Here is a 24915-nt window from a genome sequence, read left to right as displayed (position 1 = left end):
GGCGCGCCGGTCTCCCGCGCCTCACGAGGCGCCGCCGCCCAGATGGACGGTGCCGTTCACCACACCGATCGCCGCGGAGTGATCCCCGTACGCGACGGGGGAGTTGACCGTGGTGCCGGAGAGGTGCGGCGCCAGGTGGGAGAGGAATCCGGCGGCGTCCCGCGCGGTGACGGGGCCGGCCAGCCAGGCGGTGAGGGCCTCCGCCAGCGCCTGCCGCTCGGCGTCGTCCAGCCGCGCCAGCCGCGCGTCCAGGGAGGTGGCGCGGTCGATGTCGAGCACGGGCTCCGTGCCGCCCCCGAGGCGGTCGCCGTCGCGCCCCAGCAGCCGCCGGAAGAAACCCTCGCCGGCGTCGACCGCGCGCTCCGTTATCCGCTGCTGGGCCGCCGCGAGCACGGACGTGCCGAGGCTGCTCGCCGCCATCGCGAGATACGGAGCGATCTCGGCGGACACCGTGGCCAGTTCTGACATGTGCCTCTCCCCCCGTCGGCGGGCCGCGTGCGGGGTGCCGCAACGCCCTTACCGGGAAGGCGTGTTACCCATACCCACCGGGTTTCACACCTTCTTCTCAACTCGCTCCGTGAGATGCGGAGCGGGGCGCCCCCGCGGGTGGCGCGCGCCGCCCGGGGAGGCGGCCGCGAGAGGGGTGTTCCCCGGCGGTGAGGCGTCCGCCGGGGGCTCCGGGGTGCCGCGGCCCGCCTATCCGGGGAGGGTCGCGGAACGTTTCCGGCCGTGTCCGTTCCGTAAAAAAGTCGTGGAGCGGTGGGCACCGTTTACGCTGGGGCGTGATTGGACTAGACCTATCGCGGCGGCTCCCCGGGCGTCGCCACCCGCACGACGCCCGCCCGCCGCACCGTCATCGCCACCACCGATTGGGGTCCCATGAGTAACCACCTTGGGGGCACACACCCTCGGCGCCACCACGCACTGCTGGAGGTGATCGCGCTCGACCCGCAGGACGCGGTCGCGGCGCAGACCGGCGGGGCCGACCGCCTCGAACTCGTCACCGACATCGCCGCCGACGGGCTCACCCCGCCCCGCGCCGTCTTCGCCGCGATCCGCGCCGCCGTCACCCTCCCGCTCCGGGTGATGCTCCGCCACCACGACGGCTTCGCCGCCGGAGACGTCGACGCCCTCCGCGCGGACGCCGCCGCACTGCGGGCCGAGGGCGCCGACGAATTCGTCCTCGGCTTCCTCACCCCCGACGGCCGCCCCGACCTCACCGCCGTCCGGGCGCTCACCGACGTGCTCGACGGCTGCCGCTGGACCTTCCACCGCGCCCTCGACCACGCCGCCGACCGTGAGGCGCTGCGCAAGGAACTCGCCGCGCTCCCCGGCGGCCCGGACACCTTCCTCACCGCCGGATCCGCCGCCGGTGTCGCCGAGGGCCTGCCCGTCCTCCTCGACGAACACGCCCGCACCACGGCCGGCGAACCCGGTTACGCCCCGCGGATGCTGGTGGGCGGCGGCCTCACCCTGGACCACCTGCCCACCCTGCGCGCCGCCGGACTCGACGCCTTCCACATCGGCGGCGCCGCCCGCCCGCACGGCTGGGCCGCCCCCGTCGACGCGGCGGCCGTACGGCGCTGGCGCTCCGCCCTGGACGGCGCGCGGGAGTGACGGTCCCGGGGCGCGCGCCGCATCTGCCCGCGCCCCGGGAAAACACGGCTCAGCGCACCGCCGCACCCCCGTCCTGCGTCGTCAACCGCTCCGGCAGCTCCGCCGCGTGGACGACGGTCAGCCCGGAGACCGGACGGGTCAGGCAGACGTAGAGCCGGCGCAGACCGGTGCGTTCGTCCGGCTCGCCGTCGACGATCGCGGCGGGCTCGTCCAGCACCACGTAGTCGTACTCCAGACCCTTGGCGAGTGTCGCCGGGACCAGCGTCAGCCGCGCCTCGGCGGACGTCTCCTCACCCGGGGCCAGACACCGCAGCCCGGCCTCCTCCAGAGCGGCACGCAGCACCGGAACCCGGGCGTCCGCCGCGATCAGGCCGACCGACCCTTCCTTGCCCAGGGCGTCGTGGCACGCCGCCAGCACCGAGGTGTCCAGCACCTCCGGACGCACCGTACGGATCTCGAAATCGCCCGCCGCCTCCCGGATCGAGGTGGCCTCCCGCAGATCCGGCGCGATCGCCGGGAGCAGCCGGGACGCGTACGCGATGACCTCGCGCGGCACCCGGAAGCCCTGCGTCAGCTCCTCCACCACCGAACCGGGCTTGCCCAGGTGCGCCAACGCCTCCTCCCAGGTGTCGGTCGCCCACGGCGTGGTCCCCTGGGCGATGTCCCCGAGCACCGTCACCGAACCCGTCGTGCAGCGGCGGCCCACCGCGCGGTACTGCATCGGCGACAGGTCCTGCGCCTCGTCCAGCACCACATGGCCCAGGGACGGTGTCCGCGCCACCAGGTCCATCGCCTCGTCGATCAGCACCGCGTCCGCCGAGGACCACTTGGCGCTCTTCACGCTCCGCGCCGGCTTCGCCCACAGGACGGCCTTCTGCTCCTCGGGCGTCAGCAGCCCCTCGGCGTGCGCGGCCAGGAACTCCGCGTCGCCCAGCAGCCGCAGCACCAGCTTCGCCGGATCCACCGGCGGCCAGACCGCCTTGACCGCCGCCTTCACCGCGGCGTTACGGGCCACCGCGTCCTGCACCCGGTCGTCCGGCGCCTCGCCCGCCTGCTCCATCCGCACCAGCACGGCGTGCGCGATCCGCTGCGGCAGCGCCTCGCGCGCCGCGCCGTACCGGATGTCCCGCTCCCGCAACTCGTCGACGATCTCCTGGAGTTCGTACGCCGGGACGCGCCAGCGCCGCGAGCCGCGCACCACCACGCACGCCTCCTCGGGCGAGGTGACGTGCGACCACACCGCCCGCCGCAGCACCTCGGCCATCCGCGCGTCCCCCTTGACCGACGCGGCCGCCGCGTCGTCCCGCGCGCGCACCTCCACATGGCCCACCAGGGAGTCGACGGTCGCCTGCTTGACCTCCAGCTCACCCAGGGCGGGCAGCACCTGCTCGATGTAGCGCAGGAACGAGTCGTTCGGCCCGATGACGAGGGTGCCGGAGCGCGCCAGCCGCTCCCGGTGCGCGTACAGCAGATACGCGACCCGGTGCAGGCCCACCGCCGTCTTCCCGGTGCCCGGCGCCCCCTGGACACACACCGAACCGCCGATCCCGGCGCGGACGATCTCGTCCTGCTCCGGCTGGATCGTCGCGACGATGTCCCGCATCGGACCGACGCGCGGCCGCTCGATCTCCGCCTGGAGCAGCGCACTCGTCCGCTCCGCCTCCGCCGGATCGCTCAGGTGCTCGTCCTCGTACGCGGTCAGCTCGCCACCGGTGTAGCCGAACCGGCGCCGCATCCGGAGGTCCATCGGATCCTTCTTGGACGCCCGGTAGAACGGCTGGGAGACCGGCGCACGCCAGTCGATGACCATCGGGTCGCCGTGCGCGTCGTGGACGTGACGCCGCCCGATGTAGAAGTTCTCGCCCCCGTGGCCGCCCGCGCCGCCCTCGGACGGGTCGAGGCCCGGCGCGTGCAGATAGTCGAGGCGGCCGAAGAACAGCGGGGTGTGGGCGAGGTCGGCGAGCGCCTTGATCCGGGCGTCGATCTCGCCCTGGAGGACCTCGGCGTTGACCCAGTTCGCGGTGACGTCGGCGATGTTCAGCGCCTCGGCGTCGGCGCGCATCGCGCGCAGCGCGGCCCGGGAGGCGGCGAGGTGGTCACGCTCACTGCGGAGCGGATCGGCGCCCTCACCGGCGGCCGGGGCGTGCGGGTCGGGTACGGGTTGAGCGTGCGCGGGCACGGGCGTTGCCTCCGGTGGACTCTCACTGCGGCGGGCACGCGCCCCTGCGGGCGGGCGCGGCGGGCCGTCGTTCGGAACGGACGCCGGGCGGGCCGCACCCTCGGGAGGCGGGGCGGCCGTCGGCGTGGTGCGAAGGACCGGCCGGTTTCCGTCCGGTCGGCGGCGCTCCTCGACGGAAAGGCCGACGGGAGGCAGGGAGACGCGCGAGTCTAGTCAGCGGGCGGAGCGGGCGCCAACGCATTTCCGCGGGGCGGGAAAGCGGGGCGGTGGGAGGCCGCGCGGGCGTACGTGGCGCCGTCGTGGCCGGACCTCGGCGGACTCCGGCGGGACCGCCCTCGCGCGCCGCGCGGGTACTCCCCGGCGACCTGCGCCGACCAGCCGGCCCGTACCTCCCTCGTAGGGGGCCGTACATCTCCGGTAGGGGGTGGGGGTGATACCGCAGTGAGAGGCCGGTCGGTGCGGGAATGGACCCATGGACCGATGTGTGGCATTCGCGTGAAAAGCATCATGGAGTCATGAGCAGCGCAACGATCTCCCCAGCAGCCGGACACCCGGCATCCCTGCACCCGATGAAGGGCGCCACGGCCCTCGGCACCGATCACGCCGGCCGCCACCCGGTCGGCAGCGCCCTGCGCGCCGTGAAGGTCTTCGCCTCGGCCGCCGTCAGCGTCGTCCTCCTCGGCGAGTACGGAGAGGAAGGAACCCGCCACCGCGTGCCCCGCCCCCGCACCACCGGCCCGATACGCCACTGACCGTCCGCGTCCCCGACGGGACTCCGGCACCGGGCATTCGCCCGCCTGTGCCACCGTGTGTCCGGCACGTCCACCACCGGACATCTGGTTGACCGGAAACGGTTACGGGCCATCGGCCCATATCGGTTAGCGTCGCCGCTGAGAGCGTGCAGGGCGATGGGGAGGGGAACGGAGTGTCTGCCGCCGACGGGACGCGGACGTGGACATGGCGGCGTACGTGGGCGCAGAGCGTCGCGCACCCGCGCCGCACGGTCATCGCCGGAGCACTGCTCGCGGCATCCCTCATCGGACTGGGCGTGCTCTACACCGTCCACCCGCTGGGGATGCCCGACATAGAGGTCTACCGCGCCGAGGGGCAGGCCGCCGCCTCCGGCAGCGATCTCTACGGCTTCACGACCACCAAGTGGAACCTCCCGGCCACCTACCCGCCCTTCGCGGCCCTGCTCTTCATCCCCACCACCTGGATCTCCCTCGCCACCCTCAAAATCGCCTGCTTCGTCGCCAACGCCGGACTGCTCGCCGTACTGATCCAGCTCTCCTGCAAAGCCGCCGGGGTACGCCGTTCCGTGTACACCGCGCCCGCCGTCGTCGGCGCCACGGCGCTGGGGATCTGGGTGGAGCCCGTCTTCCAGACCCTTGTCTTCGGGCAGGTCAATCTCGCCCTGACCTGCCTCGTCCTCTGGGACCTCGCCCGCCCCGACGGCGCCCGCTTCAAGGGACTCGCCGTCGGTCTCGCCGCCGGGGTGAAGCTGACCCCGGCGATCTTCGCGGTCTATCTGCTGGTCACCGGCCGGGTGAAGGCGGCCTGCACCGCGCTGGCCGGCTTCGCCGGATCGGTCCTGCTCGGCTTTTTGGTGCTGCCGGACGCCAGTGTCGACTTCTGGACCCGGCGGATGTTCGAGACGGACCGCGTCGGCAAGGTCTGGATCGTCGACAACCAGGCGCTCCAGGGCCTGTTCGCCCGTGTGCTGCACACCCCCGAGCCCGGCGCCGTCTGGGCGGTCGCCGCACTGCTCACCGCGATCGGCGGCCTCTGGGCCGCGTACCGCGTCCACCGGCGCCGCGGCTCGGACCTCTGGGGCGTGCTGTGCACCGCCGTCACCGCGCTGCTCGTCTCGCCGATCAGCTGGTCCCACCACTGGGTCTGGTGCGTGCCGCTGCTCATCACACTCGCCGCGCACACCCACCGTGTGCCCTGGCGCCGCGCGCTGCTCGCCGTCGTCACCGTCGCGTTCACCGCCCGCACCCTGTGGATCGTCCCGCACACCGGCTACCGCGACCTCCACTTCACCTGGTGGGAACAGCCTCTGACCTCGCCGTACCCGCTGCTCGGCCTGGCGCTCCTGGCCGCGGTGGTGTGGCACACCCGCGCCGCCTCCGCCCCGCCGGTCGCCTTCTCCGGCGGCGCCGTTCCCCGTCCCCGGGCCGCCCCCGCCGGGGCGTCCCGCATACCGGCCCCGGCGTCCGCCGCGGCGGACGCCGGCAAGGAAACGGCGAAGGGAGCGAGCTGAGCCCGCCGGCCGACCGACGGCCTCAGCTCGCCCGCCGGCCGACCGGCCGCGCCTCGGCGCACTCCCTCCGGAGGCACCCGCGGACGGCCGCGCCTGCGGATGTACGTGCCCCGGGCACCGGGGCCGGTCCGGGGCAGGCGCCCCGGGTACCAACCGCGCGGGCACAGCCTCGGCGGGCCGTGGCCTCAAGAGCCCGTCCGCCGTTCGCCGCCCTCGGGGCTCAGGCGTCCTCCTCCGCCGACAGCAGCTCCGTCGAGTCCACGATGCGGTACGCGTAGCCCTGTTCGGCGAGGAAGCGCTGGCGGTGGGCGGCGAAGTCCTGGTCCACGGTGTCGCGGGCGACGACGGAGTAGAACCGCGCCTCGTGCCCGTCCGCCTTCGGACGCAGCACCCGGCCCAGCCGCTGCGCCTCCTCCTGGCGGGAGCCGAACGTGCCGGAGACCTGGATCGCGACCGTCGCCTCCGGCAGGTCGATCGAGAAGTTCGCGACCTTGGAGACGACGAGCACCGAGATCTCGCCCTCGCGGAAGGCGTCGAAGAGCTTCTCGCGCTGTGCGTTCGTCGTCTCGCCCTTGATCACCGGGGCGTCCAGATGCGCGCCCAACTCGTCGAGCTGGTCGATGTACTGCCCGATGACCAGCGTCTGCTCGCCCTGGTGGCGCCGGACCAGCGCCTCGGTGACCCGCTGCTTGCTGCCGGTCGTGGCACAGAAGCGGTACTTCTCCTCGGTCTCCGCCGTCGCGTACGCCAGCCGCTCCGAGTCGGAGAGGCTGACGCGCACCTCGACGCAGTCCGCGGGGGCGATGTACCCCTGCGCCTCGATCTCCTTCCACGGCGCGTCGAACCGCTTCGGGCCGATCAGCGAGAAGACGTCCGACTCGCGGCCGTCCTCGCGCACCAGCGTCGCGGTCAGCCCGAGGCGGCGGCGCGCCTGGAGGTCGGCGGTGAACTTGAAGACCGGCGCGGGCAGCAGATGCACCTCGTCGTAGACGATCAGGCCCCAGTCCCGGGAGTCGAACAGCTCCAGGTGCGGGTAGACGCCCTTCCGCTTCGTCGTCAGCACCTGGTACGTGGCGATGGTGACGGGCCGGATCTCCTTCTTCGTCCCGCTGTACTCGCCGATCTCGTCCTCGGTCAGCGTGGTCCGCTTCACCAGCTCGTGCTTCCACTGCCGGGCCGAGACGGTGTTGGTGACCAAGATCAGCGTGGTGGCCTTCGCCTGCGCCATCGCACCGGCCCCCACCAGCGTCTTTCCCGCACCGCACGGCAGGACGACGACGCCGGAACCGCCGTGCCAGAAGCCCTCGACGGCCTGCTGCTGGTACGGCCGCAGCGCCCAGCCGTCCTCGGCGAGCTCGATCGGATGCGCCTCGCCGTCGACGTACCCGGCGAGGTCCTCGGCTGGCCAGCCGAGCTTCAGCAGCGTCTGCTTGATCTGGCCGCGCTCGGAGGGGTGGACCACGACGTTGTCCGGGTCCAGCCGCGCGCCGACCAGCGGCTGGATCTTCTTCGACCGCAGCACCTCCTCCAGCACCGGCCGGTCGGTGCTGGTCAGCACCAGCCCGTGCGCGGGGTGCTTGACCAGCGTCAGCCGCCCGTACCGCGACATGGTCTCGGCGATGTCGACGAGCAGCGCGTGCGGCACCGGATAGCGCGAGAACTGCACCAGCGCGTCCACGACCTGCTCGGCGTCGTGTCCGGCGGCCCGCGCGTTCCACAATCCGAGCGGCGTCACCCGGTACGTGTGGATGTGTTCCGGCGCCCGCTCCAGCTCCGCGAACGGCGCGATGGCGCGCCGGCAGGCGTCCGCCGCCTCGTGGTCCACCTCCAGCAGCAGCGTCTTGTCGCTCTGGACGATGAGAGGTCCGTTCACGCGCCTCGCCTTCCTACCTGAGTGCTGTCCGGTGCCGTCGCCGCCCGGTCACCGGCCGTGGCCCGTGGCCGGGCGGTTGGTCAAACGTCCAGTGTGCCGCATCGGGAAGGGAACGGGTCCGGGTCGCGCCGGACGCCCGGCGGCTTCCGGGTCAGGGGGCGGCCGGAGCCGGAGCCGCCAGTTCCGCCAGGCGGGCCCGGAGCGTGCCGGAGCAGTGGGCGGGGGTGACGACGGCGGGGCGGAGGACGGCGGTGAGGCGGAGGCCGTCGATGAGGGCGGCGAGGCGCTCGGTCTCGGCGGGTACGTCGCGGCCGGAGCCGAGCGCGCCGCTGCCGGCGAGACGGGTCAGGGGATCCGTACGGGACGTCCCTCACGGGCTGAGTCCGCGGGAGGCCCCGTCCCCCGGCTCACACCGTGTCGTCCGCCAGGTCGGCGACGCCGGTGATGCGGTGCAGGGGGTAGGTGCGGACCTCGTCGGCGGTGTGGTCGTAGGCGGTGACGAAGCCGCCCTCGACACGTACGGGGGCGATGACGCGTTGGCTGGCGGCGCCGTCGGCGTTGACGTAACCGATCCAGACGGCGGCACCCGTGAGGACGGCCGCCTGCATCGTGGCGAGGGTCTCCGCCGAGGTGGTGCGGGGCGGCGCGCCCGAGGACGGGGCGGCGGCGGTGACGGGCTTGCGGGTGGCGGTGGCGGCCAGATCCCCGGCGCGGATGGCGCGGACCGCCGCCTCCAGGAGAGGCGGGTCGGGGACGGGTGGCCCCTCGGGTACCGGGACGGGCGCGGTGCGCGGCCCCGTGCGGTACGCGTCGGGCCGGGCGATCACGACGTCGCCCTCGGCGGACTCGGCGGCGGGGGCGTAGCCCATCGCCCGGAGGCCGTCCAGGAGGAGGTCCGGGGGGATCTGCGCGGCCAGCACCGTGGGGGCGAGGCGGCGCAGCCGCAGCGGGGCGGCGCGGCGGTCGGCGAGGATCTCGGCGAGCAGCGCGTCGTCGTCGCAGCGGACGTACGCGCCGGCCGCGCCGACCCGCAGCCGCCCGTGCCGGCGGGCCACGTCGTCGATCAGGTAGGCGAGCGGTTGCGGGACCGGCGTCCGGGAGTGCTCGGTGAGGAATTCCTGCAGCTCGGCGGCGGTGCGGCCGGTATCGAGGGCGCGCCGCACCGAGGTGGGCGTGAAGCGGTAGACCGTCGCACCGCCCTTGGACTCGACGTCGGCGAGGACGCCCAGCGTCTCGGCGAGCGGCCGGCGCAGCGGCCCCGGGGCGACGGCGGTCAGGTCGGCCTGGAGCAGGACGTGGTCGAGCGGTTCGGGCAGCAGCGGCGCGAGGAGCGCCCCGGCGCGGGCCGCGGCCTCCCGGGTCCCGGCGGCGGTCGGGGCGGTACGGGGCGCCGCCGCTCCGGGGTCGGCGTCCGGGCCGCCCAGGAGGGCGCGGCCGGGTGCCGACAGGGCGCCGCGTCCGGTGACACCCAGGAGTTCGGCCTCGGCCAGCGTCCACCGGGCGAGGCGGGTACGGAGGTCTTCCCCGGGCGGGGGAGCGGCGCTCCCGGGGGCGCCGCTCCCCGTGCCGCCACCGGGTGCGGCGGGCGCGTGCTCCGGGGCGGTGCGCAGCGGGCGCTCCCAGTGGAGGCGGGCGAGGACGGCGGCCTCCGGGACGGCGGAGCCCGGCGGCAGCTCGGCGAGGAGGGCGAGGGTGCGGCGGCGGACCTCGGGGGCGGGGGAGCGGTCGAGGTGCGGGCCGAGGGCGGCGGCCGCCCGGCCCTTGGCGTCGGCGGTGCCGACCACGCCCGGGGTGCGGGTGGCGTCCAGCCAGGCCGCCACCAGCTCCGCCCAGCGCTGGGCGTCGGGCAGCTGCCGCCACTCCTCGGCGGCGGGCGTCGGCGCGTACCGCTCGTCGGCCTCGCCGTCGGAGGCGATCAGGCCCGCCCCGTGGGCCAGCTCCAGCCAGAAGGCGGCGGTCTGCTCGGTGGTGTCCAGGGCGGCCGCGGTGCGCTTGAGGTCGCGGACGCTCAGGCCCCCGGCGCGCAGCACCGCCGGACCGCCCAGATCCCACTCCTTCAGCAGTTCGTCGACGGTGGCCAGCGCCGTGAACGCCTGCCCGGCGGCGGCCGCGTCCACAGCCTGTGGATCCCGTGCGGTGACCGGCGCGAGGGCGGGCGGCACCGGCGCGGGGTCGCGGTGCGCGCGCCCCGCCCGCAGATGCAGCGCCACCTCCCGTGGCAGGACGACGTTGCGGGCGCCCGCGGGCAGCAGCAGACCGCGGTCCAGGAGCCAGCGCAGATGCGGTGCGGGCCGCTCGGTGACGCTGCCGTACGGCGGACCCCACAGCAGCCGGTCGAGGACGGCTACGGACTCGGCGGGCGCCTCGTCCAGCAGCGCCGCCATCCGCTCGCCATCCGTGAACAGTGAGGTCAGCGCGGCTACGGCGGTGACCGGGTCGTGGGTGGGCGGCAGTCCGGCGGCGGCGATGACCTCCTGGAGCCGCCCCGGCGACATCCCGGCCGCGGCCTCCGCCAGGGTCGGTCCGAGGCCGGTCGGCGACGGGTGCGCCGCACTCGGGGCCAGCAGCTCCCGGGCGGTCCGCACCAGCCGCAGCCGGTCGTCGGGCCCCCACACCAGGGCCTGTGCCCGCAGCGCCGCCACCGCACCGGGCAGCGCGGCCAGAACCGCCGCTTCCAGGGACGGGGCGTCCGGCGCGTCCGGCTCATCGGGCGCGCTCCCGGCCGTGTCCGGGGCGGGCGTGCCGGTTCCGGTCATCAGGGAGGCGAGTGTGGGGTACGGGCAGGGGTCGGGCGACACCGCCAGCGCCTCGGCGGTCTGCAGCGCGAACCGGTCCAGCCGCTCCACGGCCCGTACCACCGAGGCCCGGGTCCCGGCCCGGGTGGCGAGCTGGGTGACGTCGCCCGGCACCGGATTGAGCAGGTCGGGGCGGGTCCGCAGCAGATCGACGAGCCCGTCGTCGGTGCGGGTCCGAAGCTCCTCGGCCAGGGTGCGGGGCGTATCCGTCATCCGCCCTACGTTAGCCGGGCCGGTGCCCGCCGTAACGGGTTCCCGTTGTGACGGCGCGCACCCGGCCCCGTACGCACCCGCCGCACGCCCCGGACCCGGGATCAGGGGGAACCCGTAGGGGCGGGGCGTCCGGACGTCGGGGTGCCCGGGGTTCGGCCGTGGCCCCCGTAGGGGCCGGGCGGTCGCGGGGCGTTCCCCGTATCCGGGGCCGTACGCGCCGCCCCCGGTGTGCCCCGGAGGGGAGGCGGTACGGTCGGGGCAGTAACCAGCGGACGCCGCAGGGGATTTCGTGGGGATCGAGAGCGATCAGCTCGTTTTTGACTATCTGAGCCGGGTCGGCGACCTGGCCCAGCAGCGGGGCCTGCCCTCGGCGGTGCGGATGCGGCTGGTGGCCGATCTGCGGGCCGAGGCCACGGCCAGGATCGCGGGCCAGAAGTCCCCGTCGGTCTCCCAGGTGAAACGGGTGCTGTCCCGGCTGGGCACCCCGGAGGCGCTGGTGTCGGCGGCGGAGGCGGCCGGTGGGACGGAAAGCCGCCGGACGCGGGCGGCCGAGCGGCCGGGCCCGGAGGCCGGAGGGGCAGCGGCGGGGCCCGGGGCGCCGGTGCCTGACGTGCCGTCGGTCCCGGTCGCGCCACCGAGGCCGGCCGATCCGGCGCCCGCCTCGTCCCAGGGCGTTCCACCCGTTCCACCCGTTCCACCGGCGGCGGCCACCGGCCCCTCCGCACCGCTGGGCCTGTCCGAACCGCCCGCCTCCTCCGGTCTGTCCGGGAAGCGCGCCGCTTCCGGTCCGTCCGGCGGGCCCGGGACGGCCGGGGCCGTCGGCACATCCGAGCCGGCCGGTTCGCCGGACGCGCCCCGTCCCGCCTCGCCCGATGACACGGACGGTGGCACGCGGACATCCGGCGCCGCTGTGTCCGCCGCGCCGTCCGGACCGGACCGGCCCGTTGAGGGCGCCGGTTCCACGACGGCCGCCCCCCGTGGCGTACACGGGCGGCTCGGTGGTGAGGCCGCGCCCGGTGGGCGTGCGGGCGCGCCGGAAGCGCGGGGCGGGGACGGCGTGCGGGGCGGGGCGGGGCAGCCCGTTCCGCTCGGGAAGTCCGGGTCGGCGGGGGCGCCGGGGAAGGTGCCGCCGCCGCGGGACGGGGCGCGGGCCGGACAGTGGTCCGGGCTGTTCAGGAAGAGGCCACGGGAGGCGGGTTCCGGGGAGCCTGCGGACGCGGCGGGGCCCCGGTTCACGCTGCCGCCCGGGGGCGCCGCCCCGCCGCACCTGGCCGGCGCCGACGAACTGGGCGACGGCGACGCGGATTGGTGGCTGCCCCGCCCGGAGCCGACGGGCGTGGGCGAGACGGTGCCCGGGTTCGTCGGCGGCATCGAGATCCCGGAGATCTGGAAGCGGCCCGGGGAACAGGACGGTGCGGAGAAGACGGCGGACGCGGCGGACGGCACGCCGGGGGAGGCCGCCGGTGCGGAGGCCGGGGGCCGTCCGCTGCCGGGGCTGCTGCGCCGCGCCCTCGGCCGGAAGAAGGCGGCGCCCGCTCCGGAGGCGTCCGCGCCGGAACCGGCGGCCGAGGAGGCGCCCGCGCGCGCCCGGGTCCGGCTCAGCCCCGTGGTGACGCTCGCCGTGGTGCTGCTGCTGGCCGGTGCGGTCCTCGGGAGCTGGCTCGCGCTGGCCGCGGGCTGGGCGGTGACGTTCCTCTCGCGTCGGCTGACCACCGCCGAGGCGAAGTTCGCGGCGCTCGGCGTGCCCGGTGTGCTGGCGGGCGGCGCGGCCGTGTGGATGTGGGGCCGCGCCACCGGGCGGTGGGGCGACCCGATCGCCTCCGGGAAGACGGGCGCCGCGCTCCTCGACGGTCTGCCGGTCCTGGTCCGCGTCGCCGCCGTCGCCTCGGCGGTGTTCCTGGTGTGGCGGATGCGGCGCTGGTCCCGTTGACGGGCCCGGCCCGCCGGGGCTGACCTCTCCTCACCGGGCGGTCCTGTAGGAGGGGTTCGCCCTCGCAGGGTCTCTCGTACGGGTTCCCTCAGAGGAGACCCCGTACGGGCCCGCCTGCCCTTACGGGTTTCCCGTGCAGCACTTCCCGTAGGGGAGACCGGACGGGGCCGTTGCCACCCGCCGCCGCAGTCCTGGAACGCGTTCCGGCACCGCCCGCCCGCCCGGAACGCGTTCCGGGAACGTGGCCCCGCGTCCCCCGAATGCCTCCCGGAATGGGTTCCGGGAACGTGCCTCCCTGGAACGCGCCGGGTCGCCCGCCCCCCCCCGGGACGCTTCTCACCCCTTCGCCAGGCGTTCCCGTACCTCGTCGAGGATCTTGCCGGCGGCGGTGTAGCCGATGCCCTGGATCCAGAGCTGGTCGTCCACGCGGAAGGCGCGGCCGTTCTTCACCGCGTGCAGGTTCTTCCACAGCGGACCGCTGGTGACCTGCGCTTCCTTCGATTTCTCCGGGGAGCCATAGCTCGCGTAGAAGACGGCGTCGGCGTCGGCGCGGGTCATCTGCTCGGCGCTCAGCTCCGTCATCAGGCCGTCCTTGGCGCCGTTGACGACGTCCGTGGGACCGGTGCCGATGTCGTCGAGGACGGTGCCGATGTAGCTCTGGCAGCCGTAGACGCGGGTGTCGGCGCCCTCGACGAAACGGACGATGTTGGTCCGCAGTGCCTTCGCCTTCGCCGGTCCGCCGAGCGCCGCGGTGACCTGCCGGGCGTGTGCCTCGTACGCCGCGACGACCTTCTCGGCCTGCGGGATCCGGCCCAGCGCCGCCGCGTGGACGGCGAAGTTCTGCTTCCACCGGTAGCCGGTGCTCTCGGTCATCACCGTCGGCGCGATACGGGTGAGCTGCTGGTAGCTGCGGCCGTCGCGGACCTTGCTGGTGAGGATCAGATCGGGCTTGAGGGCGGCGACGGCCTCCAGGTTCGGGGCGCCGATCCTGCCGACGTCCGCGATCCCGGCGACCTCGTCCTTCGGCAGGTAGTCGAGGAAGCCCGAAGCGGCGTCGGAGCGGGTGGCGCCGACCGGCTTGATGCCGAGGGTGAGGGCGGAGTCCAGCTCCGCGGTGTCCAGGACCACCACCCGCTTCGGCGCGGCGGGCACCTCCACCTCACCCATCGCCGTGGCGACCTTGTGCGGACCGCCGCCCGAGGACGGCTGCGCCCAGTGCGTCACCGGCTGCTTCGGACAGGCGGCGGCCTTGCGGGACCCGCCGTCCTCGCCGCCCGCCCCGCCGCTCCCGCAGGCGGCGAGAGTGAGGGAGACGACGACCGTCCCGGCCACGGCGAGCGCGGCGGAACGGACGGGACGCGGCCGCGCCCCACGGCCGACCCGGCGGACGGTGGCACGACGGGCGAGGTGACGGCTCATGGAATGCCCTTTCATCTCGTACGGGAAGAGGGACCGGAACGGCCCGCACAGGTGGAACGGGAGCTGCCCGTACGGGGTGGAACGCCGCCGTCCCTCACGGATGGCACGCCGTCCTCCCCCACGGGTGGAACGGCACCCTCCCGTACGGGTGGAACAGTGCCCTCCCCTACGGGTGGAACGGCGGCCCCGCAGAAGGGAACGGACAGAAGGGAACGGACAGGACGCACCCCGTACGGGTGGGACGTCCCACCCGTACGGAGGGAACGAGCGACAGACACACGGAACGCCGAGGCACCCCGTACGCGAGCGGACGGTACAGGCCGGACCGCTCCCGGGCCACAGTCCGCGGCGTCCCACCGTCCGTCAGGCCCGGCGGCCCGCCTCAGCCCCCGGAAACCTCACGCGCCCCGGAAGCCCCGGCCCCGGAGACCGCGCCCCCGGACGCCTCGCCCCGCGCCCACGGCTGACCCGGTACCACCAGCGGTGAGCCCGTCACCGGGTCCGGGATGACGACCGCCTCCAGGCCGAAGACCTCGCGTACCAACTCAGCGGTGACCACCTCGCCGGGCGGGCCCTCGGCCACCACCCGGCCGGCGCGCATCGCCACCAGGTGATCGGCGTACCGGGCGGCCTGGTTCAGGTCGTGCAGCACGGCGACGACCGTGCGGCCCCGCTCGTGGTTGAGCTGGCGCACCAGGTCCAGCACCTCGACCTGGTGCGCGATGTCCAGATACGTCGTCGGCTCGTCCAGGAGGAGCAGATCGGTCTCCTGGGCCAGCGCCATCGCGATCCACACCCGCTGCCGCTGGCCACCGGAGAGCTCATCGACGGCGCGTTCGGCGAGCTGCGCGACGTCGGTGCGCTCCATCGCCTCCGTCACCGCCCGCTCATCCTCCGCCGACCACTGCTGCCACCAGTGCTGATGCGGCTGGCGGCCGCGCGCGACGAGGTCGGCGACGGTGATCGCCTCCGGCGCGACGGGGGTCTGCGGCAGCAGCCCCAGCGACCGGGCGATCCGCTTCGTCGGGATCCGCGCCAGATCCGCGCCGTCCAGGAACACCGCCCCGCCCCGCGGCCGCAGCAGCCGCCCCAGGGCGCGCAGAAGCGTCGACTTGCCGCAGGCGTTCGGTCCCACGACGACGGTGACCGCGCCCTGCGGCACGTCCAGATCCAGCCCGTCGACGACCGTACGGTCCTCGTACGCCAACGTCAGCTCCCGCGCCGTCAGCCGGCTCGGGGCGGGCCCTTCGGCCTCGGGGGCGGCGGTTGCGCCGGTCTCGGTCACGCTTCTCCTCCTGCGGCACGGCTACGGATCCCGGCGCGGCCACGGCCCGCCGCCCGGTTACGGGTGCGGTGGCCCCGGATGATCAGCCAGATCAGATACGGCGCGCCGACCGCGGCGGTCAGTACACCCACCGGCAGCTCCGTCGGCGCGAACAGCTTGCGGGCCAGCAGATCGCCGCCCACCACGATCGCCGCGCCCAGCAACGCCGAGCCGAGCAGCGGGATCTGCGCGGTACGGGTCAGCCGCCGGGCGATCTGCGGCGCCAGCAGCGCCACGAAGTCCACCGGGCCCGCCGCCCCCGTCGCCATCGACGCCAGCACCACGCCCAGCGCCACCAGGCCCAGCCGGGTGCGGCCCAGCCGGACGCCCAGCGCCGTCGCGGTGGCGTCGTCCATCGACACCGTCCGCTGCGCCCGCGCCGCCCACAACACCGCGGGCAGCAGCGCCAGCAGCGCCCAGCCCAGCGGCGCCGCCTCCGTCCAGCCCCGCCCGTTCAGCGAGCCCGTCATCCACACCTGCGCCTGCTGCGCGACGAGGTAGTCGCCCTTCGTCAGGAACAGCTGGATCACCGAACGCAGCGCCACCGCGAAGCCGATGCCGATGAGCACGAAACGCGTCGCGTGCAGCCCGCCGCGCCACGCGAAGACGTACACCAGCGCCGCCGCCAGCAGCCCGCCGGCCACCGACAGGTACGGCAGCGCCGTGGACGAGGTGATCCCCAGCGTCATCGCGCCGACCGTCAGCGCGCCCGCGCCCTGCGTCACACCGATGATGTCCGGGCTGGCCAGCGGGTTGCGGGCGACCGTCTGGATCAGCCCGCCCGCGACGCCGAACGCCGCGCCGACCAGCAGCCCCACGGTCATCCGCGGCAGCCGCAGCGTCCCGACCACCAGCTCCTGCGACGAGGGGCGCCCCAGGATCACGTCCAGCACGTCGGACGGTGCGACGAAGTCCTCACCGACGCAGAGGTACGCCAGGCACACCCCGGCCAGCAGCGCCGCCAGCAGCACGGCGACCACCGCCGCCCGCCGGTGCACCAGGAACGAGACGCGGCCGCCGCCCACGACGGCGTACCCGGCCGGACGGTGTCCGCGGGCCGGCCGCACGGGAGCCGCCGCGGAGGTCGTGGGGGCGCTCATGCCGCCACCGCCTTCCGCCGGACGAGGGTCACCAGGAACGGCACCCCGATCAGCGCCGTCATCACCCCCGCGGGCACCTCCGACGGCGGGAAGACGATCCGCCCGACGGTGTCCGACACCAGCACGATCACCGGGCCGAGCAGCGCCGCCATCGGCAGCACCCAGCGGTGATCGCTGCCGACCACGGCGCGCGCCAGATGCGGCACCGCCAGCCCGACGAACGCGATCGGCCCGGCCGCGGCGACACCCGCGCCGGTCAGCACCGTCGCGCCGAGCCCGCCGACGACCCGTACGACGGCGACCTTCTGGCCCAGCCCCCGGGCGACGTCCTCGCCCAGTGCCAAGGCGTCCAGACCGCGCGCCACCGCCAGCACCAGCACCGCGCCGACCAGCAGGAACGGCCAGATCTGGGCGGCGACCGCACTGTCGCGGCCGGTCAGCGAACCGACCTGCCAGAACCGGAACTCGTCCAGCGCCGCCGCCTGCGTCGTCAGCACCGCCATCGTCACCGACACCAGCAGCGCGTTGATCGCCGCCCCGGCCAGCGCCAGCTTCACCGGCGTCGCCCCGCCCCGCCCCCGGGTCGCGATGGCGTACACCACGACGGAGGCGAGGGCGGCACCCGCGAACGCGAACCAGACGTACCCGGTGAGCGTGTGCACCCCGAACAGCGAGATCGCCAGCACCACACCGACCGACGAGCCCTGGCTGATGCCGAGGATGCCGGGGTCGGCGATGGGATTGCGGGTGATGCCCTGGAGCACCGTCCCGGCCATCGCCAGCGCCGCCCCGACCATCAGGCCGATCAGCGTCCGCGGCAGCCGCAGATAGCGCACCACCTGCGCGGCGTCACCGTCCCCGCCGTGCACCAGCGCACCGATCACCTCGGACGGGGAGAACGCGCGGCTGCCGACGGCGAGTGAGAACAGGACGGCCAGCAGCAACGCCGCCACCGCCGCCAGGGTCAGGACGAGCCGCCGCCCGCGTATCCGGCTCATCGCGCGGCCCCGGGGCCGGACGGGCCGGGGCGCGCGGCGGTGCTCCGGGGGCTGCTTGCCTGGTCGGCTGACATCGGGTCCATTTCGAGATATCCGGGCGCAGCACGCACCCCCGGGCCGGGCGGCGGACCGTCCGGCGCCAGGGGCACGCTCTTAGGTAAGGCAACGCTAAGGGTACGACCCGGCGCCGGAGCGGGCCCGGCCGGGCGGCCCACCGGCTGTCGGTGGTCCCCGGCACAATGGGGGACATGGCTGCCACGACCGCCCCCACCGACCCGACCGCCGCGCGGCGGCCCGCCCCGACCGTCGGCTTCGATCTCGACATGACGCTGATCGACTCCCGCCCCGGCATCAAGGCCGCCTACCAGGAGCTGTCCGCCCGCACCGGCGTGTACGTCGACGCCGATCTCGCGGTCACCCGGCTGGGCCCGCCGCTGGAGCAGGAGATACGCCAGTGGTTCCCCGAGGAGCGGATCGGCGAGGTCAGCGAGTTGTACCGGGAGCTGTACCCGCGGTACGCGGTCGGGCCGTCGCCCGCGCTCCCCGGCGCCCGCGAGGCGCTGGCCGCGGTGCACGCCGCCGGTGGCCGCACGCTCGTGGTCACCGCGAAGTACGAGCCCAGCGCCAAGCTCCACCTCGACCACCTGGGCCTGGAGGTCGACATCCTCGCCGGCTCGCTGTGGGCGGAGGCCAAGGCGGAGGCGCTGCGCGCCCACGGCGCCACCGTCTACGTCGGTGACCACACCGGCGATGTGCGCGGGGCGCGGGCCGCGGGCGCGCTGTCGGTCGCGGTGGCCTCCGGACCGTGCGACGCGCTGGAGCTGCGCGCCGCCGGAGCGGATGTGGTCCTCGACGACCTCACCGCGTTCCCCGAGTGGCTCGCGGGCTACCTCGCGGGCGACGCCGCGTCCGCCTGAGCCCGGCGGCGCTGGCCGAGAACGGAGCGGACCACGCCCGCCCCGGCGATCAGGAAGCCCACGCCCATCAGCATGCACACCCAGTAGAAAACCGAAGGCAGCGGCTCGGCGCCGATGAACAGCGGCGTCATCGTGGCCAAAGTGGCCAGCGCGCCAATGAGGAACACGATCGCGCCGATTCGGACCAGCAGATCCCCGTCCCGGGGCGTTTCGTCAGACACCTGACCAGGGTAAGTCCGGGCCACGAACACCGAGGAACCGCCCGGTACGTCTTGTCACCGTGGCCGGGAGCATTAGCCTTGGTGACGGCGGGTCCGGGTGACCCGCTGCACTGCTATCCAGACCAGTTTTTCCGGCAGTTTTTCCGCACTTTCGCTATTTTCCCCGCAGTTCAGCCCGCATTTTTCCCACGAGTACGAGGACGAGGACAGACGTGCCTACCGGCAAGGTCAAGTGGTTCAACAGCGAGAAGGGCTTCGGCTTTCTCTCCCGCGACGACGGCGGTGACGTCTTCGTGCACTCGTCGGTGCTGCCCGACGGCGTGGACGCACTCAAGCCGGGCCAGCGCGTCGAATTCGGCGTCGTCGCGGGCCAACGCGGCGACCAGGCACTTTCCGTGACGATCCTCGACCCGGCGCCCTCGGTGGCCGCGGCCCAGCGCCGCAAGCCCGATGAACTCGCCTCGATCGTGCAGGACCTGACCACCCTGCTGGAGAACGTCGCCCAGCAGCTGGAGCGCGGGCGCTACCCCGAGAAGGCGCACGGCGCCAAGATCGCCGGAATGCTCCGCGCGGTCGCCGATCAGCTCGACGTCTGATCCGCGCCGCCGGGCCCCGCGCCCGGCACGGCCCGCGCCCGGCCGGTCCCTTCGGACCCGCCGGGCGCGGGCCTTGTCGCAGGCAGCCGGCCGGATCAGACGAACGCCAGCGCGTCCGGGCCGAGGGGCGGCACCAGCCCCTCGGCCGCCGCACGCGTCAGCAGTCCCCGCACCGCCGCGTAGCCGTGCTCGCCGAGGTCGGCGGTGAACTCGTTCACGTACAGCCCGATGTGCTGGTCGGCGACGGCCGGATCCATCTCCTGGGCGTTTTCGAGGACGTACGGACGCGACGCCTCCGGGTCGTCCCACGCCATCCGCACCGACGTCCGCGCCGCGTCCGCCAGGCGGCGCAGCGTCTCCTCGCCCAGGGAGCGCTTCGCGATGATCGCGCCCAGCGGGATCGGCAGGCCGGTGGTGCGCTCCCAGTGCTCACCCATGTCGGCGAGGCAGGTCAGGCCGTAGTTGCCGTAGGTGAAGCGGGCCTCGTGGATGACCAGGCCGGCGTCGACCTTGCCGTCGCGGACCGCCGGCATGATCTCGTGGAACGGCAGCACCACGATCTCCCCGACCCCGCCGGGCACCTCGGCCGCCGCCCAGAGCCGGAACAGCAGATACGCGGTGGACCGCTCGCTGGGCACCGCGACCGTCCGCCCGGCGAGCCCCGCCGCGTCGCCGCCCTCGCGGGTCAGCACCAGCGGCCCGCAGCCGCGGCCCAGCGCCCCGCCGCACGGCAGCAGCGCGTACTCCTGAAGGACCCACGGCAGCACCGCGTACGAGACCTTCAGCACGTCGAACTCGCCGCGCTCGGCCATGCCGTTGGTGACGTCGATGTCCGCGAAGGTCACCGACAGCTCGGGCGCGCCGGGGACGCGGCCGTGCGCCCAGGCGTCGAAGACGAAGGTGTCGTTGGGGCACGGCGAATAGGCGATGTCCAGCGGCCGGGTCACGGGTCCTCCTCACGGACGGGCCCGGCGCGGTGGCCGGGCCGGGGTGTCACAGGGCGCGCAGTGCGGCGGGCAGTGCCGCGAACGCGCCGGTCAGCGCGGTGAGCGCCGGGCCGATGCGCCAAGCCGCCCGGTCGCGGGGGCCGACCGCGTTGGAGACCGTACGGATCTCCAGCACGTCCGCCCCGTGGGCCACGGCCGCCTCGGCGACCCCGAAGCCCTCCATGGCCTCCGCCAGCGCGCCGGGGTGGCGCGCCGTCAGCTCCGCCGCGCGGGCCGCGGAGCCCGTCACCGTCGACACCGTCAGGACCGGGCCGGTGCGGGCCCCGCAGGCGGCGGCGACGGCCTGTACCAGCGCCGGGTCCGGGCGGTGTGTGACCGTCCCGAAGCCCAGCTCCGTCACCGGCAGGAAGCCTTCGGGGGTCTCGGCGCCCAGGTCGGCGACGGTGAGGGCGTCCGCGACGACGACCGAGCCCAGCGGGGCGGCGGGCGCGAAGCCGCCGCCGATCCCGGCGGAGATCACCAGGGAGTACGGTGCGCCGTCCAGCGCGGCGGCGGTCAGCGCGGTGGCGGTCCCGGCGGCGGCCGCGGCCGGACCGACCCCGGCGGCCAGGACGTCGAGGGCGGGGCCGCCGCCCGTACCGCGGTGCAGGGCGAGGCCGCCGGGCAGGGTGTGCGCGGTGTACGGGCCGCCCGCCGCGCACACCGCGTCGCGTTCGGCGGCGACCGCCGTGACGACGAGCGCCCGCGTCGGACGGCCCGTCCGGCGGGCGCCCCCGGTCAGCGCGCTCAGTCCTTCTGCTTCAGGGTGAAGTGCCACATGGTCTTCGGGCCCTGGCCGTTGCCCAGCTCCGCGACCTGGAGGGTGACCGACTTGGTGTAGCTGGTCTGGCCGGTCTGCGGGTTCTGCTGCATGAAGAGGGTGTCCGCGTCGAAGGAGCGGTACGTCTCCTTGCTGGGCTCGCGCATCACGGGGCCGCCGCCGATGACGATCCAGCCGGACTCGGCGACGTCCGGCGCCACGCCGACGCGGACCTTCTCACCGGGGTGCACGGTGACGGTCTTGCCGCCGTTCTTGGAGATGCAGGTCTCGACCTGCTTCTTGCTCAGCAGCTTGCCGTCGCCGTCGCAGCCGGGCGTGGCCTCGGCGGTGACGGTCGTGGAGCCGACGGTCACGGTCGCCAGGTCGGTCGGCTTCTCACAGGCGGAGAGGGTGATGAGGCCCAGGGACACGGCACCGATGGCGGCAGCGGCACGGCGGCCCTTGCCCCAGGAGATCAACGCAGCGGTCATGACGGGCAGGCTATCTGGCGCCCCGGCGCTCACCACGCCCGGGTACGGCGTGCCGCCCCACGCCGCCCGCTTGCGCAGCGCCGGGCCCGGCACCCGGGGCGCCGCCCGTACCTGGTGACGGGCGGGCCCGTAGCTGGTGGGGGAGGAGCCCGACCTGGTGGGGGCTGCCGCCCGTAGCCGGGGGGAGGCGGGCGTCCGTAGCCGGGGGAAGCGGGCGTCCGGGGCCGCGGCTGTCCGGGGGCGGGGAAGGCCGCCGCCCGCTCCGCCGGCCCGGCCCGCGCCCGTACCGCCCGCCTTCCGCCGCCCCGGCCCGGCCTGCGCACCCGCGTGGTTCCGCCCTGTCGCCGGCCCCGGACGGACCGCCGCCACACCTCACCGCACCCGCGCCCCCGCCCGTCCGCCGTGCCGGGCCGCGGCCAGCAGGCCCCGTACGGAGAGCAGCGCGCCGAGCGCCACCAGGGCGGCGCCCACCACCATGCCGACCTCGCCGACGAGCGGCAGGGCGATGCCGATGGCGCCGCCGAGCACCCAGGAGAGCTGCACCACCGTCTCCGAGCGGGCGAACGCGGAGGTGCGGACCGTCTCCGGGACGTCGCGCTGGATCATCGCGTCCAGCGACAGCTTGCCCAGCGCCTGGCAGATCCCCGCGGTGGCCGCCAGCACCGGGACGACCACCAGCGGCAGCGGCTCGTACCCGATCGCCGCCGAGACCGCCGCGGCCAGGGCGACGCCCAGCACCCCGGCGACGATCCGCTCCGGGCCGCGCGCCCGCAGCCAGGCGCCGACGGCGGTGCCGAGCGCGTTGCCGCCGCCCGCCGCGACCGCCACCAGCCCCAGGGACGTCGCGGCGCCCAGCCCGTCCAGCGGCTGCTCGCGCAGGAGGAACGCGAGGAAGAACGTCAGCAGCCCGGACAGGGCGCGCAGCGCGGCGTTGGCCTGGAGCCCGTGCAGCACCGACGGACCGACGCTCCGCAGCCCCGGCCGCCGCCGGCTCCCCGCGGACTGTCCGGACAGCAGCAGCGCACGGGCCTCGCCCTTCCCGGAGTCGACCGCGTGCGGCAGCGTGAACGAGAGGAAGGCGCCGCCGCAGAACACCAGGAACGCCCCGAAGAGCGGCCACATCGGACCGATCAGATGCAGTCCGGCGCCGACCGGCGCGGCCACCGCGGTCGCCAGCAGCCCGGCGAGCGTCACCCGCGAATTGGCCTTGACCAGCGAGATCCGCGGCGGCAGCAGCCGCGGCACCACCGCACTGCGCACCACCCCGTACGCCTTCGACGCCACCAGCACGCCCAGTGCCGCCGGGTACAGCTCCAGACCGCCGCCGGCGACCGCGCCGGACATCGTCAGCGCCAGCAGCGCCCGCGCCAGCATCGCGGCGGCCATCGCGGCCCGCCGCCCGTGCGGCACCCGGTCCAGCAGCGGCCCGACCACCGGCGCCAGCAGCGCGAACGGCGCCATCGTGACGGCGAGGTACAGCGCCACCCGGCCCCGCGCCTGGTCGGTCGGTACGGAGAAGAAGACCGTCGAGGCCAGCGCGATGGTGATCAGCATGTCGCCCGCGGAGTTCACCGCGTGCAGTTCGATGAGTTCGCCCAGGCCCGTCTCGCCCGCACCGTGGGCGTGGGTGGCGCGCCGGACGCCCCGGGCGGCGCCGGTGAACGGCCGGTGCAGCGACCGCCCGGCGGACCGCCCCGCCCGGCGCACCCGGTCGCGCCGCATCCCGCTCCGGGTCGACGCGCGCGAGAACCGCGACCCTCCCGGCCCCTTCGACGCCCGTGCGGCAGCCATCCGGCCATACTGCCCGAATTGGTCAGCTATCGGCTGGTTTCTAGGGCTTGTCGTGCGAGGTGGTGGCACCCGGCGCCCCTCGCGCCGCGATCAACGGCACCCGGTGATCGCATTTGCCGCTCCCGCCGAGGGGTCGTCCGTGGCCGAAGGGGTAGCGTGTGTAGCGCGCCACCGGCGGTCGTCCATGGCCGCGCGCCTTTGCGCGATCCCTCAGAATGGGTCGTGAGAGGTGCGCTCGACCCAAGCGATCGGGCGCGGACGTCGACGCGGTCCCCAGGTCCGCTCCGCCCGCCCCGCCCCGCCGGTCGTCCGGACAAGGACAGGACAGCTCCGGCTGGCGCACTCGTGAGACGGCGTGGAAGAGAGAATCGATTCTTGTGAGTGCTGCGATGCGAAGCCGTACCCCGGACCGCCTGTGCGCCGAGGCGGTCGACCTGGCCCGTGCGGCGGCCGAGGAGACCGCGCTGCCGGGCATGGTCGGCGAGCACCTGGAGGCCGTCGCCGACGGTGACCGCGTCGTCACGCACCTCTTCGCCTGCAAGGAGCCCGGCTACCGCGGCTGGCGCTGGGCCGTCACCGTCGCCCGCGCCTCCCGCGCCAAGGTCGTCACCCTCGACGAGTCGGTGCTGCTGCCAGGCCCGGACGCGATCCTCGCCCCCGAGTGGGTGCCGTGGAGCGAGCGGCTGCGCCCCGGCGACATGGGCCCCGGCGACCTGCTGCCCACCGACGCCGACGATCTGCGCCTGGAGCCCGGCTACACCGGGGAGGACACCCCGCCGCCGAACTCCGCCCTCACCGAGGACCTCCCCGCCGAGACCGAGGAGATCGCGCAGATCGCCGACGCCGAGGACGCCGACGTCGTCCCCGGCTCGCCCGCCGTCCAGCCCGCCCCCGCCCGCGGCGACCTCGCCTCCCTCGCCGACGAACTGGGCATGCGCCGCGCCCGTGTCCTGTCCCGCTACGGCCTGCACGAGGCCGCCGACCGCTGGGACGAGGCGTTCGGCGCCCGCACCCCGATGGCCCAGGCGGCCCCCGCCACCTGCGTCTCCTGCGGTTTCCTCACCCCGCTCGGCGGCTCCCTGCGCCAGGCGTTCGGCGTCTGCGCCAACGAGTTCTCCCCCGCCGACGGCCGCGTCGTCTCCCTCTCCTACGGCTGCGGCGGCCACTCCGAAGCAGCCGTCATGCCCGCCCCGCCCCGCCCTCCGGCCCCGGTCATCGACGAAACGATCATCGACCCCCTCACCCTCCGCCCCGCCCCCGCCGGCGGCTCCGTGGAAGACACCACACCCCCCGAAGACCTGGGCCACAGCTGACCCCGAGCCCTGCTTTTTCCTTTCCCTCCTTTCGAGGGGGCGGTCCGGCAGACGGCGTACAACGGGAGGTGGCGGGGCCGGGGGTGGTGGGGTGGGGGGAGAGCAGAGGAGAAGGACGGCATAACAACT

Annotated in this window: 21 protein-coding genes; 7 read left to right on the top strand and 14 right to left on the bottom strand. The window is 75.1% G+C overall.

Annotated elements, in window-relative coordinates; translation table 11 throughout:
• Window positions 1-21 precede the first annotated feature (21 nt).
• On the bottom strand, window positions 22-468 hold the full coding sequence (locus ACZ4M8_RS09730; RefSeq protein WP_467604963.1) for a hypothetical protein: 447 nt from the start codon (window positions 466-468) through the stop codon (window positions 22-24).
• Window positions 469-879: 411 nt separating this feature from the next.
• Here ACZ4M8_RS09730 and ACZ4M8_RS09725 point away from each other — a divergent pair, with 411 nt between their 5' ends.
• Entirely contained in the window at window positions 880-1617 is a 738-nt protein-coding gene (locus ACZ4M8_RS09725; RefSeq protein WP_467604962.1) for a copper homeostasis protein CutC, read from the top strand.
• A gap of 49 nt (window positions 1618-1666) precedes the next feature.
• Here the strand turns inward: ACZ4M8_RS09725 and ACZ4M8_RS09720 are convergent, their stop codons facing one another.
• Window positions 1667-3796 carry a HelD family protein gene (locus ACZ4M8_RS09720; protein WP_467604959.1) on the bottom strand — a complete coding sequence of 710 codons (2130 nt, stop codon included), beginning with the start codon at window positions 3794-3796 and terminating at the stop codon, window positions 1667-1669.
• Window positions 3797-4311: 515 nt separating this feature from the next.
• On the opposite strand from ACZ4M8_RS09720, the gene ACZ4M8_RS09715 reads away from it, so the two are divergent.
• The gene (locus ACZ4M8_RS09715; RefSeq protein WP_467604957.1) at window positions 4312-4548 is read left to right on the top strand and encodes a hypothetical protein; all 237 of its coding nucleotides are present in this window, start codon (window positions 4312-4314) and stop codon (window positions 4546-4548) included.
• A 173-nt stretch (window positions 4549-4721) separates the two neighbouring features.
• Window positions 4722-6059: a glycosyltransferase 87 family protein gene (locus ACZ4M8_RS09710; RefSeq protein ID WP_467604954.1), complete on the top strand. Its 1338-nt coding sequence runs from the start codon at window positions 4722-4724 to the stop codon at window positions 6057-6059.
• 220 nt (window positions 6060-6279) lie between these two features.
• On the opposite strand, the gene ACZ4M8_RS09705 is transcribed toward ACZ4M8_RS09710, so the two are convergent.
• The 3 genes from ACZ4M8_RS09705 to ACZ4M8_RS09695 form a co-directional block, all read right to left on the bottom strand.
• Entirely contained in the window at window positions 6280-7932 is a 1653-nt protein-coding gene (locus ACZ4M8_RS09705) for a DNA repair helicase XPB (protein ID WP_467604951.1), read from the bottom strand.
• Window positions 7933-8083: 151 nt separating this feature from the next.
• Window positions 8084-8281 carry a TetR family transcriptional regulator C-terminal domain-containing protein gene (locus ACZ4M8_RS09700; protein ID WP_467605365.1) on the bottom strand — a complete coding sequence of 66 codons (198 nt, stop codon included), beginning with the start codon at window positions 8279-8281 and terminating at the stop codon, window positions 8084-8086.
• Between the two features lie 58 nt (window positions 8282-8339).
• Window positions 8340-10940 (bottom strand): helicase-associated domain-containing protein, encoded by a 2601-nt coding sequence (locus ACZ4M8_RS09695; protein WP_467604950.1) that lies wholly within the window; start codon window positions 10938-10940, stop codon window positions 8340-8342.
• 1123 nt (window positions 10941-12063) lie between these two features.
• On the opposite strand from ACZ4M8_RS09695, the gene ACZ4M8_RS09690 reads away from it, so the two are divergent.
• On the top strand, window positions 12064-12870 hold the full coding sequence (locus ACZ4M8_RS09690) for a hypothetical protein (protein ID WP_467604947.1): 807 nt from the start codon (window positions 12064-12066) through the stop codon (window positions 12868-12870).
• Window positions 12871-13206: 336 nt separating this feature from the next.
• Here ACZ4M8_RS09690 and ACZ4M8_RS09685 read toward each other — a convergent pair whose 3' ends face one another.
• From ACZ4M8_RS09685 to ACZ4M8_RS09670, 4 genes are all read right to left on the bottom strand, one after another.
• Window positions 13207-14289 carry an ABC transporter substrate-binding protein gene (locus tag ACZ4M8_RS09685; protein ID WP_467604946.1) on the bottom strand — a complete coding sequence of 361 codons (1083 nt, stop codon included), beginning with the start codon at window positions 14287-14289 and terminating at the stop codon, window positions 13207-13209.
• 382 nt (window positions 14290-14671) lie between these two features.
• Window positions 14672-15574 (bottom strand): ABC transporter ATP-binding protein, encoded by a 903-nt coding sequence (locus tag ACZ4M8_RS09680; RefSeq protein WP_467604943.1) that lies wholly within the window; start codon window positions 15572-15574, stop codon window positions 14672-14674.
• Window positions 15571-16713, bottom strand: coding sequence for a FecCD family ABC transporter permease (locus ACZ4M8_RS09675; protein ID WP_467604942.1), 1143 nt, complete (start codon window positions 16711-16713; stop codon window positions 15571-15573). Before ACZ4M8_RS09675 ends, ACZ4M8_RS09680 begins: the two co-directional genes overlap by 4 nt.
• Complete coding sequence (locus ACZ4M8_RS09670) at window positions 16710-17711, bottom strand: FecCD family ABC transporter permease (protein WP_467604939.1); 1002 nt, start codon at window positions 17709-17711, stop codon at window positions 16710-16712. Before ACZ4M8_RS09670 ends, ACZ4M8_RS09675 begins: the two co-directional genes overlap by 4 nt.
• Window positions 17712-17959: 248 nt before the next feature.
• Between ACZ4M8_RS09670 and ACZ4M8_RS09665 the strand changes: the two genes are divergently transcribed.
• On the top strand, window positions 17960-18628 hold the full coding sequence (locus tag ACZ4M8_RS09665; protein ID WP_467604937.1) for an HAD family hydrolase: 669 nt from the start codon (window positions 17960-17962) through the stop codon (window positions 18626-18628).
• On the opposite strand, the gene ACZ4M8_RS09660 is transcribed toward ACZ4M8_RS09665, so the two are convergent.
• On the bottom strand, window positions 18598-18849 hold the full coding sequence (locus ACZ4M8_RS09660) for a hypothetical protein (RefSeq protein WP_399087107.1): 252 nt from the start codon (window positions 18847-18849) through the stop codon (window positions 18598-18600). The two genes, ACZ4M8_RS09665 and ACZ4M8_RS09660, sit on opposite strands and share 31 nt — an antisense overlap.
• A gap of 212 nt (window positions 18850-19061) precedes the next feature.
• On the opposite strand from ACZ4M8_RS09660, the gene ACZ4M8_RS09655 reads away from it, so the two are divergent.
• Window positions 19062-19445, top strand: coding sequence for a cold-shock protein (locus ACZ4M8_RS09655; protein ID WP_467604934.1), 384 nt, complete (start codon window positions 19062-19064; stop codon window positions 19443-19445).
• 95 nt (window positions 19446-19540) lie between these two features.
• Here the strand turns inward: ACZ4M8_RS09655 and ACZ4M8_RS09650 are convergent, their stop codons facing one another.
• The 4 genes from ACZ4M8_RS09650 to ACZ4M8_RS09635 form a co-directional block, all read right to left on the bottom strand.
• The gene (locus ACZ4M8_RS09650; RefSeq protein WP_467604933.1) at window positions 19541-20392 is read right to left on the bottom strand and encodes a 1,4-dihydroxy-6-naphthoate synthase; all 852 of its coding nucleotides are present in this window, start codon (window positions 20390-20392) and stop codon (window positions 19541-19543) included.
• A 46-nt stretch (window positions 20393-20438) separates the two neighbouring features.
• A complete protein-coding gene (locus ACZ4M8_RS09645) occupies window positions 20439-21173 on the bottom strand; it encodes a futalosine hydrolase (RefSeq protein ID WP_467605363.1) in 735 nt (244 codons plus the stop codon).
• Between the two features lie 5 nt (window positions 21174-21178).
• Window positions 21179-21682, bottom strand: a complete 504-nt coding sequence (locus ACZ4M8_RS09640) for a hypothetical protein (protein WP_467604930.1) — start codon at window positions 21680-21682, stop codon at window positions 21179-21181.
• Window positions 21683-22054: 372 nt separating this feature from the next.
• The gene (locus ACZ4M8_RS09635) at window positions 22055-23473 is read right to left on the bottom strand and encodes an MFS transporter (protein WP_467604929.1); all 1419 of its coding nucleotides are present in this window, start codon (window positions 23471-23473) and stop codon (window positions 22055-22057) included.
• A 389-nt stretch (window positions 23474-23862) separates the two neighbouring features.
• On the opposite strand from ACZ4M8_RS09635, the gene ACZ4M8_RS09630 reads away from it, so the two are divergent.
• The gene (locus tag ACZ4M8_RS09630) at window positions 23863-24786 is read left to right on the top strand and encodes a DUF3027 domain-containing protein (RefSeq protein ID WP_467604927.1); all 924 of its coding nucleotides are present in this window, start codon (window positions 23863-23865) and stop codon (window positions 24784-24786) included.
• Window positions 24787-24915: the final 129 nt, after the last annotated feature.

The organism is Streptomyces sp. NPDC027185 (assembly GCF_055567035.1).
The sequence above is the reverse complement of the archived record's forward strand: the minus strand, read 5'-3'. Positions and strand labels throughout refer to the sequence as shown.

Excerpts from the sequence above, each read along its gene's own strand:
- ACZ4M8_RS09730 (WP_467604963.1), bottom strand. The coding sequence starts at position 468 with ATGTCAGAACTGGCCACGGTGTCCGCCGAGATCGCTCCGTATCTCGCG.
- ACZ4M8_RS09725 (WP_467604962.1), top strand. The coding sequence starts at position 880 with ATGAGTAACCACCTTGGGGGCACACACCCTCGGCGCCACCACGCACTG.
- ACZ4M8_RS09715 (WP_467604957.1), top strand. The coding sequence starts at position 4,312 with ATGAGCAGCGCAACGATCTCCCCAGCAGCCGGACACCCGGCATCCCTG.
- ACZ4M8_RS09695 (WP_467604950.1), bottom strand. The coding sequence starts at position 10,940 with ATGACGGATACGCCCCGCACCCTGGCCGAGGAGCTTCGGACCCGCACC.
- ACZ4M8_RS09685 (WP_467604946.1), bottom strand. The coding sequence starts at position 14,289 with ATGAGCCGTCACCTCGCCCGTCGTGCCACCGTCCGCCGGGTCGGCCGT.
- ACZ4M8_RS09675 (WP_467604942.1), bottom strand. The coding sequence starts at position 16,713 with ATGAGCGCCCCCACGACCTCCGCGGCGGCTCCCGTGCGGCCGGCCCGC.
- ACZ4M8_RS09670 (WP_467604939.1), bottom strand. The coding sequence starts at position 17,711 with ATGAGCCGGATACGCGGGCGGCGGCTCGTCCTGACCCTGGCGGCGGTG.
- ACZ4M8_RS09665 (WP_467604937.1), top strand. The coding sequence starts at position 17,960 with ATGGCTGCCACGACCGCCCCCACCGACCCGACCGCCGCGCGGCGGCCC.
- ACZ4M8_RS09640 (WP_467604930.1), bottom strand. The coding sequence starts at position 21,682 with ATGACCGCTGCGTTGATCTCCTGGGGCAAGGGCCGCCGTGCCGCTGCC.
- ACZ4M8_RS09635 (WP_467604929.1), bottom strand. The coding sequence starts at position 23,473 with ATGGCTGCCGCACGGGCGTCGAAGGGGCCGGGAGGGTCGCGGTTCTCG.
- ACZ4M8_RS09630 (WP_467604927.1), top strand. The coding sequence starts at position 23,863 with ATGCGAAGCCGTACCCCGGACCGCCTGTGCGCCGAGGCGGTCGACCTG.